Genomic DNA, 13777 nt, shown 5'->3' on the forward strand with positions numbered 1-13777 from the left:
TCCAATTCAGCTTTTTTGCACCTTGGCGGCCTTGCCTTCCAGGAAGGCACGCACGCGGGCTTTGGCTTCGGGGGCGGATTGGGCAATCGAGGCCATCAATGCTTCGGTGAACAAGCCGTGGTCAGCGGGTTGTTCGGCGATGCGGGGCAGGGCGTGCGTCAGGGCAAAGTTGGTCAGTGGGGCGTTGGTGGCAATGCGGCTGGCCAACTCGATGGCCTTGGCCAACGCGGTTCCCGTGGGCACGAGGTATTGCGCCAAACCCACGCGCTCACCGTCTTGTGCGCTGTAGACACGGCCCGTGAGCATCATGTCGGTCATGCGGGCTGCGCCAATCAACTTGGGCACACGCACCGAGCCACCGCCGCCCACAAAGATGCCTCGCGTGCCTTCCGGCAGGGCGTAGAAGGTGCTTTCGTCGGCCACGCGAATGTGCGAAGCGCTGGCCAGCTCGAGGCCACCGCCCACCACCGCCCCGTGCAAAGCCGCCACCACGGGCACACGGCCTTGCTCCACCGCATTGAGCGCCACATGCCAACTGCGGGAGTGGTGAATGCCTTCTCCGGCATCGCGCTCTTTCAATTCGGACAAATCCAGACCGGCACAAAAGTGCTCGCCCTCACCATGGATCACGGCAGCGCCCGCTTCAGGGGGCAAGTTTTGGAACACATCACGCAGCGCTTCGATCAAGGCATCGTTCAAGGCATTGCGCTTGGCGGGTCGGCACAGGCGGACCACGGCAACGGCACCTTGCATCTCCAGGGACACGCCGTTGGCGGCTGCACGTTCAAGGATCGGGTGGCTGGTGTGGGTCATCGCAAGGGCTTTCAGCAGACTTGACCGACAGGCCAAGAAGGTTATTATTGATAATCATATTGTGATCAGGCCCAAGCCATTTGCTGCTTGGTGTTTTCCCTAGGGCTGATCAGGCTTGGGCCTGTGAAAGCCGCTCCCCCGTGCGCTCGACCCTTGGGTGGCAGGTGCTCCATTGAATGGCCCATGCGGTCCTGCTGGAGACCTTGGTGGTGTGCTTCATCGGCTATCGTCTACCCTTATTTGCAGCGGAGAAGCGACATGAAACACGAAGACCTGTTGGCCATCGACATCCACACCCACGCCGAAGTGAGCTGCTGGAACCCCTTTGACAACTACGGCGAGGAATACGACCGTGCAGCCGACAAGTTCTTTGGCAGCAACCGCCGGCCCACCATTGAAGAGACCGTGCAGTACTACCGCGAGCGCAAGATTGGCTTGGTCATGTTCACCGTGGACAGCGAATCGCAATTGGGCCGCCGCCGCATTCCCAACGAAGAGATCGCCAAAGCCGCACGCGACAACAGCGACATGATGATTGCGTTCGCCAGCATTGACCCGCACAAGGGCAAGATGGGGGCACGCGAGGCCGAGCGATTGATCCAGGAAGAAGGCGTCAAAGGTTTCAAGTTCCATCCGACTGTCCAGGGCTACCACCCCTACGACAAGATGGCCTGGCCCATCTACGAGGTGATCAACCACCACCAACTGCCCGCCATTTTTCACACTGGGCACAGCGGCATTGGTTCGGGCATGCGCTGCGGCGGCGGTTTGCGCTTGGCCTACAGCAACCCCATGCACCTCGACGATGTGGCGATCGATTGGCCCGACATGCAGATCGTCATGGCGCACCCGAGTTTCCCGTGGCAAGACGAAGCTTTGAGTGTGGCCACGCACAAGCCCAATGTGTGGATTGACCTGTCAGGCTGGAGTCCCAAGTACTTTCCCAAGCAACTTGTTCAGTATGCCAACACGCTGCTGAAAGACCGCATCTTGTTTGGCAGCGATTACCCACTGATCACCCCCGAGCGCTGGATGAAGGACTTTGAGGTGGCCGGCTTCAAGCCTGAGGTGATGCCGGGTATTTTGAAAGGCAATGCCGTCCGTTTGCTGGGACTGGACAAGGCGGCGTGACGCTCAGCATGGTGCGGGTCCTGCCTCAGCGCCGACGCCACGGGGTGGCTTTGACGGAGGCTGCAGTGACCAGCCCATAGAGCACCATGGCCACGGCCACCAGGCCATAAAATTGCTTGGCGGTGCCTTGGTGTTGGGCCAGCCAGTAACCTGCCCCTGCCACCAACACCAAGCGGACCGTCCCGGCCAGGACGGGCCCGATGACTTGACCTGCACCTTGCGAAGCAAAGTACAAGGTCAAGCCCAGCCCAAAAAATGGGAACGCTGGCCCAGCCGTCACCAAGTATTGCCGGGCATAGGCCAGAACCAACTCGTCTTGGGTGAACAAACCTGCCCACAGATCAGGCGCCAGCGTCACCAAGGCACCGATCAGTGCCAAATTGAAAGCGGATACGCCGCCAGCCACCCAGGCCACACGGCGCGCGCGCTCGACATGGCCAGCGCCTATGGCCATCCCCACCATGGGTACCGAGGCCACACCCACGCCAAATGCGATGGGAATGAGTAAAAACTCCAAGCGTTGACCAATGCCATAACCGGCCAGGGCTTCGGTGCCCAGTTGGGCCAGCAGGCCGGTGAAAATCAAAATCGCCAGCACCGACTGCACGGGCGACAAGCAAGCCATGGCCCCCACTTTGAGGATGTCGGCCAAGACACGGCCTTGCACCCCAAACGCATGAAGTTTGAGCCTCAGGCGACCTTGACCGGTGACCAGGTACCAGATGAAATAAGCCACGCCGGTGGCCGTGGCGATGATGTGGCCCCAAGCCAGCCCCACCATGCCCATGGCGGGCACAGGCCCTGCGCCCAGGCACAGCACGCCGCCCACCATGATTTGCAAGGCCGAGGTGACCATCAATGCGATGGAAGGTGTGTGCATATCGCCCGTGCCGCGCAGCACAGAAGCCAAAGTGTTGATGAGCCACACCCACAAGGCGCCACTGAAGAGAACCCGCGCATAAGCGCTCGCTTCAAGCAAAACGGCGTCTCGCCCGCCCAAAAGTTGGTAAAGCCATGGCCCCCAGACCACAAAGATGACGCTGTAGACCAGCCCAGCGCCCACGCCGATCAGCAAGGCATGCTGCAACAAAGATTGCGCTCGCGGCACGTCGCCAGCACCCAGTGCCCGGCTGATGGCCGAAGAGACCCCACCGCCCATGGCCCCGGCTGACAGCATCTGCGTGAGCATGGCAAACGGGAAAACCAGCGCCATGGCCGCCAAAGGCGCTGTGCCCAAGCGTCCCAAGAAATAGGTTTCGGCAATACCCACCAGCACCGTCATGACCATCGCCAGCACATTGGGCGCAGACAAGCGCAGCAAAGTGGGCAAGATGGGGGCGTGCAGCAGACGCTGCAGGTCGTTTGAAGCGGTGGTCATGGGCAGATCGTGACCTGCGGCTCGGACCTTGTCAGGATTTAGGCGACAGACTCTGCGGGCGGCGGTGCATGCAGCAGCTGGTCCATGGGCCAGTTGAGCAATTCGGCCAACCGGCAAACCACCCAGCGCGCTTCCTTGGGCGAGACCACCGCCGGTTCTGCCAGCAAGCCCAATTCGCATTGCGCCAGCACCAGATCCTCAGTGATGCCCAAAGTGAATTGCATGTTGGCGGCTTTCTCGGTCAGCAAATTGGCCAAGTCTTCACACAGTTCATAGCGCTGGGCCATGTCTCGCAGGCTGATGCTGGGTTTGACCTTGCCTGGCGGCACGTAAAGCGCTGTGAAACTTTCCGGCAAATACAGCTGGTTGTCGTCGCTCATGTGGGCATCAGGCTTTTTTGACAAACTCGGTTTTCAGTTGCATCGGGCCAAAACCCTCGACTTTGCAGTCGATGTCGTGGTCGCCCTCGATCAGCCGAATGTTTTTGACTTTGGTGCCCACCTTGACCACGGCAGAAGAGCCCTTGATTTTCAGGTCCTTGATCAAGGTCACGCTGTCACCGTCTTGCAGCAGATTGCCATGGGCATCTTTCCACACTTTGGTCACTTCACCCGCTGCAGTTTCAGCAGGGTTCCATTCGTGCCCGCAACTGGGGCACATCAGCATGTTGCCATCTTGGTAGGTGAACGCATCTTGGCATTGAGGGCAGGGTGGCAGTGTGCTCATCGGAGAATTTTTCTGAAAACTCAGATTGTCGTCGTCAAATCAACAGAAATGGGTGCGGCGCTTTTGACGTTATGCTTGAAGAGACTGTTTTCACCCTTTGCTCTCATGGCCACCACCCCCAAATCGCTCACTGGTCTCGTGCCTTTTCTTCAACCCTACCGCGTGGCCATGGGCCTTGCCGCCGTGTTTTTGTTGCTGGCCGCCGGTACCACGCTGGCGTTTCCCTGGGTTTTGCGCCAATTGATTGATCAAGGCCTGGCCAGTGGCGCCACGGCCGATCAGCTGTCGGGCAATTTTTTGCAGCTGTTTGGGGTGGCTGCGGCTTTGGCGGTCTTTTCTGCGGGGCGCTATTACACGGTGAGCTGGTTGGGCGAACGCATCACGGGCGACCTGCGCAATGCGGTCTACGGCCATGTGCTCAAGCAAAGCCCGGCTTTTTTCGAGACCACGCAATCGGGCGAGGTTCTTTCACGACTGACCAATGACACCACCTTGGTGCAAACCGTGGTGGGCTCTTCGTTCTCGATGGGCTTGCGCAACTTGGTCATGGGTGCCGGCGCGCTGATCATGTTGGTGTGGACCAACCCGGTGCTCATGCTGCAGGTGGTGGCTGTGTTGGCGGCGGTGATTTTCCCGAGCGTCTACTTGGGCCGACGCGTGCGCCGCCTGTCCCGAGCCAACCAAGATCGGGTGGCCGATTCGAGCGCCATCGCGTCCGAAGTGCTCAACGCCATCAGCGTGGTGCAAAGCTATACCGCCGAGGGCCGCGAGACGCGACGTTTTGTGGCCTCAACAGCGCGCGCTTTGGGCACGGCGCTGGGTCGCATCCGCGCCCGCGCGGTGCTGGTCGGTTTCATCATCATGGCATCCAGCGCCGTCTTGCTCTGGGGCCTGTACATGGGCACCTTGGCCGTGCGCGCGGGCACCAGCACCGCTGGTCAACTGGGCGAAACCGTTTTTTATGTCATCTTGCTGGCCAGCGCCTTTGCGGTGCTGGGTGAGGTGTACGGCGACTTGCTGCGCGCAGCGGGCGCCACCGAGCGTCTGATGGAGTTGCTGCACACCGAGTCAAATCTGAAGAGTGCCGCTCAGCCGCTCCAAGCGCCCTGGCCGCAAGGCGGCTCATCTTTGCAATTGGAATCGGTCCGTTTTCACTACCCCTCGCGTCCCGACACGTGGGCGCTGGACCAGCTCAGTGGACAGATCCATCCGGGCCAGACAGTGGCCGTGGTGGGGCCCAGTGGCGCAGGCAAAACCACCTTGTTCGATTTGCTCATGCGCTTTCACGATCCGCAGACGGGCCGAATCGTCCTCGACGGCGTGCCGATAGACCAAATGGACCTGCATGCCCTGCGCGAGCGCATGGCCATCGTGCCGCAGGAGCCTGTCATCTTTTCGGGCACAGTGATTGAGAACATCCGCTATGGCCGCCCTGAAGCCAGTGTGGAAGAAGTCCACGCTGCCGCCCAAGCCGCTTATGCGCAAGAGTTCATCCGCGAGTTGCCCGAGGGCTTTGACACTTATCTGGGCGACCGGGGTGTGCGATTGTCGGGGGGGCAACGCCAGCGCATCGCCATTGCCAGGGCCATCCTGAAAAACCCGCCGCTTTTGCTGTTGGATGAAGCCACGAGTGCGCTGGATGCACAAAGCGAAAAAATGGTGCAAGCCGCGCTGGACAAAGCCATGGTGGGCCGCACCACGCTGGTGATTGCGCACCGCCTGGCCACGGTGCAGCGCGCCGATGTGATCTGGGTGCTCGAGCGCGGTCGGTTGATGGAGCAAGGCACCCATGCCGAGCTGCAAGCCAAAGGCGGGATTTACGCCAGTTTGGCGGCCTTGCAGTTCAACGCCGAGTCTGCAGTCTGACGAGGCGGAGCCGGCGCAGCGGTATCGCTGCACACCCCTGCAGCCCACCCCGAATGGCCCTACGGGGCCACTGATCAAAGCGTTGCCCCCTTTTCTTCTGGGGCCTCGGATGGCGCCTGCCCAGCTGCCGCCAACGCAGCCGCTGCCGCTTGCTCGGCCTTTTCCCGTGCCCGCTGCTGCCGGGTTTGCGCTTGCGCTTGGCGCACGTCGCGCATTTGCCAAAGGGCCAACAAGAAGACCAATGCAAAAATACCCAGTTCCAGCCAAATTCCCATGAGATGTCTCCTGCTTGTGTGACGGTTGGGGGCGTTTGCGCTGCAATTTTGTGCGCCTTCGGCACGATGGGGTGTCTTCTGATGTCAATAAACATTGACAGTCTGGTGAATCAGGTTACATTTACACATGTACCTGTCAGCTTGGGTTGACAGGCCTGCCCTCCGGAGGTCCCATGAGCCTGATGACACGCGCCGAGCAAGCCCTGAGCACGCATTTTGAGCAAGCAGCAGGCAGTGGTGCACCTCCTCGGCTGCTGGCCGCCATGCGCCATGCTGTGTTTTCGGGTGGGGCGCGCATCCGCCCGCAGTTGTGCATGGCCGTGGCCACTGCCTGTGGTGACAACGCGCCTCATCTGACCAATGCCGCCGCCGTGGCGTTAGAACTGATGCACTGCGCATCGCTGGTGCACGACGACATGCCCGCTTTTGACAACGCCGACACCCGCCGCGGCCGACCCACGGTGCACAAGGCCTTCAGTGAACCGCTGGCCCTGTTGGCCGGGGATGGCTTGATCGTCATGGCTTATCGTGTCTTGTTGCAGGCGGGTGTGCAACACCCCGAGCGCTTGACGACGCTGATGGACAACATGACCACCGGTGTGGGCTTGCCCCATGGCATCGTCGCCGGGCAAGCTTGGGAGTGCGAAACCAGTGCCGACTTGGGCCAATACCAACGCGCCAAAACCGGTGCGCTGTTTGTTTCTGCCACCTGCGCGGGTGCCCTCAGCTGTGGTGTGGCCCCCGAACCGTGGGCGCATTTGGGCCAATATTTGGGCGAAGCCTACCAAGTGGCGGACGACATTCGCGATGTGATCGCCGATGCGGCCACCTTGGGCAAACCCGCAGGTCAAGACGCTTTGCATGCGCGCCCCAGCTCAGCCCAAGCGCTGGGTCTGACGGGTGCGATTGCCCACTTTGACCACCTGATCGACCAAGCCACCGAATCGATTCCGGCGGGCTCTTGCCGCGACATGTTGCGCCAACTGGTCCAGCTGGAGGCCGAGCGCTTGGTGCCCAAAGCCCTGTGCGAAGGTTATTTCAAGACCCATTCCATCGTGGCTGCGGGGCGCATCAGCGCCCCGCATTGAGCGCACTCCCTCAAAACGAGAAGGCAGCACCATGTCCCAACCCTTGGATCTGGCCGCCATGCAGGCCCCCACCGCTTCCAACTCTTTCAAGGACGCCTGGCAAGCCCGTCTGGAACGTTGGTACGCGCACCCCGGTTTGTACCGTTGGTCGCTCAGCAACCCCATCACACGCTGGCTCACGCGTCGCCGCACCCGTCAGTTGTTCGATTTGATGGCCGGATTTGTGCACAGCCAAGTGCTGCTCGGTTGTGTACGGCTGGACCTGTTTCGAGCGCTTCACCAAGCACCGGCCCGTTTGGACGACTTGGCTCGCAGCACAGGTTTGGCGCCGGCGGTATTGCAGCGCTTGCTGCTGTCTGCGGTGGCGCTGGGCCTGTTAGAGCACCGCAGTCAAGGCCGTTTCGGTCTTGGCCCGCTCGGCGTGCCGCTGGCGCAGCACGAGGGCATTGGCCAAATGATTGAGCACAACCATCTGCTCTACCAAGACATGCAAGACCCGTTGCAGTTTTTGAACAACGCTTGGAGTGGTGGCATGGCCGACTACTGGCCGTATGCCCACGAAAAACCCGCCCCTGTCATGCCGGCCTCAGAGGCGGACAAATTCACCCGGTATTCGCGCCTGATGGCCGCATCGCAAGGCTTTGTGGTGCAGGAAATCCTGTCGTCCTACTTTTTTGACGAACACCGCTGCGTGCTCGATGTGGGGGCAGGCCAAGGCCGTTTTGTGAGCGAACTGGCAGCGCACGCGCCGCACCTGAAGTTCAAAATGTTTGACCTCCCCCCGGTGCTGGCACTGGCCCGAGACAGCATGCAAAACCAAGGTTTGAGCGAGCGCGTGGCCTTGCACCCTGGCAGCTTTTTGGATGACCCCTTGCCCGAAGGTGCGGATCTGATCACCCTGGTGCGCGTGGCGCATGACCACCCTGATGCGGTGGTGCGTCAGATCTTGCAAAAAGCCCATGCCGCTTTGCCCATGGGCGGCGTATTGCTCTTGGCCGAGCCGATGGCGCAGCCTGAAGGCGAAGCGGGTCAACCCAGTGCATCGGTCGACGCCTACTTTCATTTTTACCTGTTGGCCATGGGTGCTGGGCGTCTGCGCACGCCGCAAGAGTTGCAAACCCTGATGCAGGAGGCCGGCTTCACCCATGTCGAACAAGTGCCCAACGCCATGCCCATCCATGCGCGCATCTTGTTGGGTCGCAAGTCTCAGTGTTTACCCTTGTAATTCAATCAAAGTGTCAATTAAGTTTGACATCTCTTTATGTAAAGCAAAAAATACAACCATGAAATCCCAAGCCGTCGTCTTCAACAACCCCAGAAGCCTGTCTTTGCAGACTTTGGAACTGCCTGAGTTGCAAGCCGGCCAACTGGACGTGGTCGTCGAATACAGTGGGATCAGCACAGGAACGGAGCGCATGCTCTGGGATGGCAGCATGCCGCCCTTCCCGGGAATGGGCTACCCGCTGGTGCCGGGGTATGAGACGGTGGGGCGTGTGGTGCGCAGCGCCTGCGACACGGGTTTACAGGCCGGTCAGCGCGTGTTTGTCCCGGGTGCCAGTTGTTTCACTGGGGTTAAAAGTCTGTTTGGCGGCGCGGCTTCGCGTTTGGTGGTGACCGCGCAAAAGGTGGTGCCGGTGGCCGAGCACCTGGGGGCGCAATCGGTGCTTTTGGCCCTGGCCGCCACGGCTTACCACGCGGTATCGGGGGGAGGGCAACAAGATCCTTTTGCCCCACCTGAGCTGATCATTGGTCATGGCGTCATGGGCCGCTTGTTGGCCCGCTTGACGGTGGCTGCCGGGCTGCCGGCCCCCACAGTTTGGGAAACCCAGGTCGAGCGCTCTGCCGGGGCCGAGGGTTACAGCGTGGTGCAGCCGCAAGACGACCCGCGCCGTGACTACAACACCATCTACGACGTGAGCGGCGACGGCAGTTTGCTCAACGGCCTGATTCAGCGCCTGCGCCCAGGGGGCGAGCTGGTGTTGGCCGGCTTTTACAAACAAGACCTTTCATTTGCTTACGCCCCGGCCTTCATGCGCGAAGCACGGATGCGCATTGCCGCCGAATGGAAACGCCCCGACTTGTTGGCCGTCAACGAGCTGGTGAACACCGGCCGTTTGTCGCTCGACGGATTGATCACCCACACCCAGCCATCGACACAAGCTGGTTCTGCCTACGAGACCGCCTTCGGAGATGCGAGCTGTCTCAAGATGATCTTGGATTGGAGTGCCTCCTCATGAACACCACAACTGACACCGTGACCCCTTCACAGCCCATCAAATTTGTCGAGGTGCTTCGGCGCGAAGCCGATGTCGAGCCCGATGCCGTCAGCACCTCCGAGGTGACCAAAGAGACGCAAATCATTGCCATCTATGGCAAAGGCGGTATCGGCAAAAGCTTCACACTGGCCAATTTGTCCTACATGATGGCGCAGCAGGGCAAAAAAGTGCTGCTGATTGGCTGTGACCCCAAGAGCGACACCACCAGTTTGCTGTTTGGCGGCAAGGCATGCCCCACCATCATCGAGACTTCGTCACGCCTGAAACTCTCTGGCCAAGCGGTGAGCATTGGTGATGTGTGCTTCAAGCGCGACGGCGTCTTTGCCATGGAATTGGGTGGCCCCGAAGTGGGTCGCGGCTGCGGCGGCCGGGGCATCATCCACGGTTTTGAAACCCTCGAAAAACTCGGTTTCCACGACTGGGGGTTTGACTACGTGCTGCTCGACTTTTTGGGCGACGTGGTGTGCGGCGGCTTTGGTCTCCCCATTGCCCGCGACATGTGCCAAAAAGTCATTGTGGTGGCCAGCAACGACTTGCAGTCCCTGTATGTGGCGAACAACGTGTGCTCGGCCGTGGAGTATTTCCGCAAGCTCGGCGGCAATGTGGGGGTGGCCGGCATGGTCATCAACAAAGACGACGGCACAGGCGAAGCCCAAGCGTTTGCCGACAATGCGGGCATCCCTGTGCTAGCGGCCATTCCTGCGAACGAAGACATCCGCCGCAAGAGCGCCAGCTACGAAATCATTGGCCGTCCTGATGGCGAGTGGGGCCCGCTGTTTGCCGAGTTGGCCAAAAACGTCGCCGAAGCCCCGCCCATGCGTCCGAAGCCTCAAACCCAAGACCAGTTGTTGGGTCTGTTCAGTGCCGATGTGGTGGGCCGCAACGTGGTGCTCGAGCCCGCCACCGTGTTCGACATGGTCGGCAAGCACGAAGACCTCAAGCCTTCGCTGGAAGTCGTCTACGACGCGGCCTGATTCGCGCAGACACACCCACAGGACACGGCCATGACACGCACCATTCCGATTCACCCCAGCACCGACGCCCTCAACCCTGCAGGGCTGCAAGGCGACGGCATGGGTTGCCACGCCGGGACCGAGGCCATGGTGGCCGCCGCCAAAGAGGCGGGCAAGTCCGAGGTGCTGGACCAATACGCCCGCGACTACCCGCGCCAACCCGATGCCGGTCCACACGACCAGCCGCAAAGCATGTGCCCAGCCTTTGGTTCACTGCGCGTGGGTTTGCGCATGAAGCGCACCGCCACCATCTTGTCGGGTTCGGCGTGCTGCGTTTATGGCCTGACCTTCACTTCCCATTTTTACGGTGCGCGCCGCAGTGTCGGTTATGTGCCCTTCAACTCAGAGTCTCTCGTCACAGGCAAGTTGTTTGAAGACATCCGCGAAGCGGTGCACGCCGAGGCCGACCCGAGCAAAGTCGACACCGTCATCATCATCAACCTGTGCGTACCCACCGCCAGTGGCGTGCCACTGCAGTTGCTGCCCAAAGAGATCAACGGTGTGCGTGTCATAGGCATCGACGTGCCTGGTTTTGGTGTGCCGACGCATGCCGAAGCCAAAGACGTGTTGGCCGGGGCGATGCTGAAATACGCCCGCGAAGAAGTCATGAACGGCCCCGTGGCCGCGCCCCGCGCCGGTCGCGCTGACAAGCCCACGGTGGCCCTGCTGGGTGAGATGTTCCCCGCCGATCCGGTCATCATCGGCCAGATGCTCGCCCCCATGGGCCTGGCTGCAGGCCCGGTGGTGCCTACCCGCGAGTGGCGTGAGTTGTACGCCGCGCTGGACTGCTCGGTGGCTGCGGCCATCCACCCGTTTTACACAGCGAGCGTGCGGGAATTCAAAGCTGCGGGTCGGCCCGTGGTGGGCTCGGCCCCGGTGGGTCTGGAAGGCACACAAGACTGGCTGCAAAACATCGGACAGGCGGCAGGCGTCGCGCAGGCGCAAATCGATGTGGCACGCAACCAGTCGCTTGCGCAAATGCGAGGACTGTTGATGCAAAAACCCATCTCGGGCCGCATCACCCTGAGTGGTTATGAGGGCTCTGAGTTGTTGGTGGGCCGTTTGCTTGTCGAGTGCGGTGCTGATGTGCGTTATGTTGGTTCGGCCTGTCCTGCTACCGAATGGAACGCACAAGACATCGCCTGGCTGCAAGCCAAAGGCGTGCAGGTGCAAATGCGCGCCTCCCTGGAGCAAGACCTCAACGCGATGTACGAATACCGGCCGCAGCTGGCCATTGGCACCACCCCGGTGGTGCAAATCGCCAAGCAAAACAGTGTGCCCTCGTTGTACTTCACCAACCTGATTTCGGCCAGACCCCTGATGGGTGTGGCCGGGGCCGGATCGCTGGTACAGGTGGTGCAGGCCGCCATGGGCAACAAAGCCCGCTTTGACGCCATGAAATCATTCTTTGGCGATGTGGGTGCAGGCCATGCTGCCGGGGTGTGGGAATCGGTGCCCAAAGACCGACCTGAGTTCAAAGCCGAAACCCGTCGCCAAATCGAAAAGATTTTGAAAAAGCGCAAAGCCGAGGAGATGGGTTCATGAACCAGGTCAATCCTCCACCCAGCAGCGTGGCCAAGCCCAAGTCGCCGCTCATCCTTGACCACGACCGCGCCGGCGGCTACTGGGGTGCGGTCTACGTGTTCACCGCCATCAAAGGCTTGCAGGTGGTGATCGACGGCCCAGTGGGCTGCGAAAACCTGCCCGTGACCTCGGTGCTGCACTACACCGATGCCTTGCCCCCGCATGAATTGCCCATTGTGGTGACCGGTCTGGCCGAAGAGCAGCTCGGTCGCGAAGGGACAGAAGGCGCCATGAAACGCGCCCATGCGACGCTGGACCCAGAGCTGCCCGCCGTGGTGGTGACCGGCTCGATCGCCGAAATGATTGGCGGCGGTGTCACGCCCGAAGGCACCAACATCGCCCGGTTTTTACCCCGCACCATCGACGAAGACCAGTGGCAATGCGCCAACCGTGCCATGTACTGGCTCTGGAGTGAGTATGGTTTGCGCAAAGTGCCTGCCCGCAAACCCTTTGAAGAACGTCCGGTGGGCGAAAAGCCCCGCGTCAACATCATTGGCCCCTGCTACGGCACTTTCAACAGCGCCAGTGACCTGGCTGAAATTCGCCGCTTGGTGCAAGGCATCGGTGCCGAAGTCAACATGGTTTTTCCTTTGGGCAGCCATCTGGCCGATGTATCGCGCTTGGTCGAGGCCGATGTCAACATCTGCATGTACCGCGAGTTTGGCCGCATGTTGTGCGAGGCGCTGGAGCGCCCGTATTTGCAAGCGCCCATTGGTTTGCACAGCACCACCAACTTTTTGCGCAAGCTGGGTGAATTGCTGCACCTGGACCCAGAGCCTTTCATTGAGCGTGAAAAGCACACGACGCTCAAACCCATGTGGGACTTGTGGCGCTCGGTCACGCAAGACTTTTTTGCCACGGCCAGCTTTGCCGTGGTGGCGGGCGAGACTTACTCGCGTGGGCTGAAAAATTTTCTGGAGCATGAAATGGGTTTGCCTTGCCGCTTCAGTGTCTCCCGCACAGCAGGCACCAAAACCGACAACGCCAAGGTTCGCGAATTGGTCCAAACGCAAACGCCGCTCATCATGTTTGGCAGCTACAACGAGCGCATGTACCTGAGCGAAATCTCGGGCAGCAGTCCCATGCGAGCGGCCTTCATTCCGGCGTCTTTTCCTGGCGCCATCATCCGCCGTCACACGGGCACCCCCTTCATGGGTTACAGCGGTGCAAGCTACGTGATCCAAGAAGTGTGCAACGCGCTGTTTGATGCGCTGTTTCACATCCTGCCTTTGGGCACAGAGATGGACAAAGTGGAAGCCACGCAAGCGCGTGGCGTGGTGGCCCCCAACGCCAGTTGGCAAGACGAGGCCCAACAACGATTGCGTGATGTGGTGCAAAACCAGCCTGTGCTGGTGCAGATATCAGCGGCCAAGCGCTTGCGCGATCAGGCTGAGCAACTCTCTCAGGCCCAAGGCCAAAACGAAGTGACCGAAGCCCATGTGAATGCGGCCAGCCGCGAGTTAGGTCTGGGGGTGGCGGCATGAAAACATGCACGCACATTCAATCAACAACAACCGCTGGTGCTGCTGTGTGTGGCGCCACTGTCCCGATGTCGTGGCCTTTGGCTGCGGATGCCCATCTGCGCGGGCTGTGCGCAACCCGGGTCGCAAGGCCTCTTTAAAAGGAG

Annotated in this window: 13 protein-coding genes; 8 read left to right on the forward strand and 5 right to left on the reverse strand. The window is 60.7% G+C overall.

What is annotated here, in order from left to right:
* Window positions 1–6: 6 nt before the first annotated feature.
* On the reverse strand, window positions 7–813 hold the full coding sequence (locus tag ACHEXK_RS03965; protein ID WP_416548074.1) for a crotonase/enoyl-CoA hydratase family protein: 807 nt from the start codon (window positions 811–813) through the stop codon (window positions 7–9).
* Between the two features lie 258 nt (window positions 814–1071).
* Here ACHEXK_RS03965 and ACHEXK_RS03970 point away from each other — a divergent pair, with 258 nt between their 5' ends.
* Window positions 1072–1944, forward strand: a complete 873-nt coding sequence (locus ACHEXK_RS03970; RefSeq protein ID WP_416548075.1) for an amidohydrolase family protein — start codon at window positions 1072–1074, stop codon at window positions 1942–1944.
* Window positions 1945–1969: 25 nt separating this feature from the next.
* Here the strand turns inward: ACHEXK_RS03970 and ACHEXK_RS03975 are convergent, their stop codons facing one another.
* Genes ACHEXK_RS03975 through ACHEXK_RS03985 form a run of 3 tightly spaced genes read right to left on the reverse strand, consistent with a single transcriptional unit; the run spans window position 1970 to window position 4048 of the window.
* On the reverse strand, window positions 1970–3322 hold the full coding sequence (locus ACHEXK_RS03975) for an MATE family efflux transporter (protein ID WP_416548076.1): 1353 nt from the start codon (window positions 3320–3322) through the stop codon (window positions 1970–1972).
* Between the two features lie 38 nt (window positions 3323–3360).
* Complete coding sequence (locus ACHEXK_RS03980; protein ID WP_416548077.1) at window positions 3361–3702, reverse strand: ATPase with chaperone activity; 342 nt, start codon at window positions 3700–3702, stop codon at window positions 3361–3363.
* 7 nt (window positions 3703–3709) lie between these two features.
* Complete coding sequence (locus ACHEXK_RS03985; protein WP_416548078.1) at window positions 3710–4048, reverse strand: zinc ribbon domain-containing protein YjdM; 339 nt, start codon at window positions 4046–4048, stop codon at window positions 3710–3712.
* Window positions 4049–4153: 105 nt separating this feature from the next.
* On the opposite strand from ACHEXK_RS03985, the gene ACHEXK_RS03990 reads away from it, so the two are divergent.
* Window positions 4154–5914, forward strand: a complete 1761-nt coding sequence (locus tag ACHEXK_RS03990; protein ID WP_416548079.1) for an ABC transporter transmembrane domain-containing protein — start codon at window positions 4154–4156, stop codon at window positions 5912–5914.
* A 74-nt stretch (window positions 5915–5988) separates the two neighbouring features.
* On the opposite strand, the gene ACHEXK_RS03995 is transcribed toward ACHEXK_RS03990, so the two are convergent.
* Window positions 5989–6189: a hypothetical protein gene (locus ACHEXK_RS03995; protein ID WP_416548080.1), complete on the reverse strand. Its 201-nt coding sequence runs from the start codon at window positions 6187–6189 to the stop codon at window positions 5989–5991.
* Between the two features lie 173 nt (window positions 6190–6362).
* Here ACHEXK_RS03995 and ACHEXK_RS04000 point away from each other — a divergent pair, with 173 nt between their 5' ends.
* Genes ACHEXK_RS04000 through bchZ form a run of 6 tightly spaced genes read left to right on the forward strand, consistent with a single transcriptional unit; the run spans window position 6363 to window position 13634 of the window.
* Entirely contained in the window at window positions 6363–7277 is a 915-nt protein-coding gene (locus tag ACHEXK_RS04000; RefSeq protein WP_416548081.1) for a polyprenyl synthetase family protein, read from the forward strand.
* 31 nt (window positions 7278–7308) lie between these two features.
* A complete protein-coding gene (locus ACHEXK_RS04005) occupies window positions 7309–8502 on the forward strand; it encodes a methyltransferase (protein ID WP_416548082.1) in 1194 nt (397 codons plus the stop codon).
* A gap of 58 nt (window positions 8503–8560) precedes the next feature.
* On the forward strand, window positions 8561–9514 hold the full coding sequence (bchC, locus tag ACHEXK_RS04010; protein WP_416548083.1) for a chlorophyll synthesis pathway protein BchC: 954 nt from the start codon (window positions 8561–8563) through the stop codon (window positions 9512–9514).
* Window positions 9511–10527 (forward strand): chlorophyllide a reductase iron protein subunit X, encoded by a 1017-nt coding sequence (locus tag ACHEXK_RS04015; RefSeq protein ID WP_416548084.1) that lies wholly within the window; start codon window positions 9511–9513, stop codon window positions 10525–10527. The genes bchC and ACHEXK_RS04015 overlap by 4 nt, the downstream gene beginning before the upstream one ends.
* Window positions 10528–10557: 30 nt before the next feature.
* Complete coding sequence (gene bchY, locus ACHEXK_RS04020) at window positions 10558–12111, forward strand: chlorophyllide a reductase subunit Y (protein ID WP_416548085.1); 1554 nt, start codon at window positions 10558–10560, stop codon at window positions 12109–12111.
* Complete coding sequence (bchZ, locus tag ACHEXK_RS04025) at window positions 12108–13634, forward strand: chlorophyllide a reductase subunit Z (protein WP_416548086.1); 1527 nt, start codon at window positions 12108–12110, stop codon at window positions 13632–13634. Before bchY ends, bchZ begins: the two co-directional genes overlap by 4 nt.
* The last annotated feature ends 143 nt before the right edge of the window (window positions 13635–13777 follow it).

Origin of the sequence: Limnohabitans sp. DCL3 (assembly GCF_048019295.1) — a bacterium.
Classification (GTDB): domain Bacteria; phylum Pseudomonadota; class Gammaproteobacteria; order Burkholderiales; family Burkholderiaceae_C; genus Limnohabitans_A.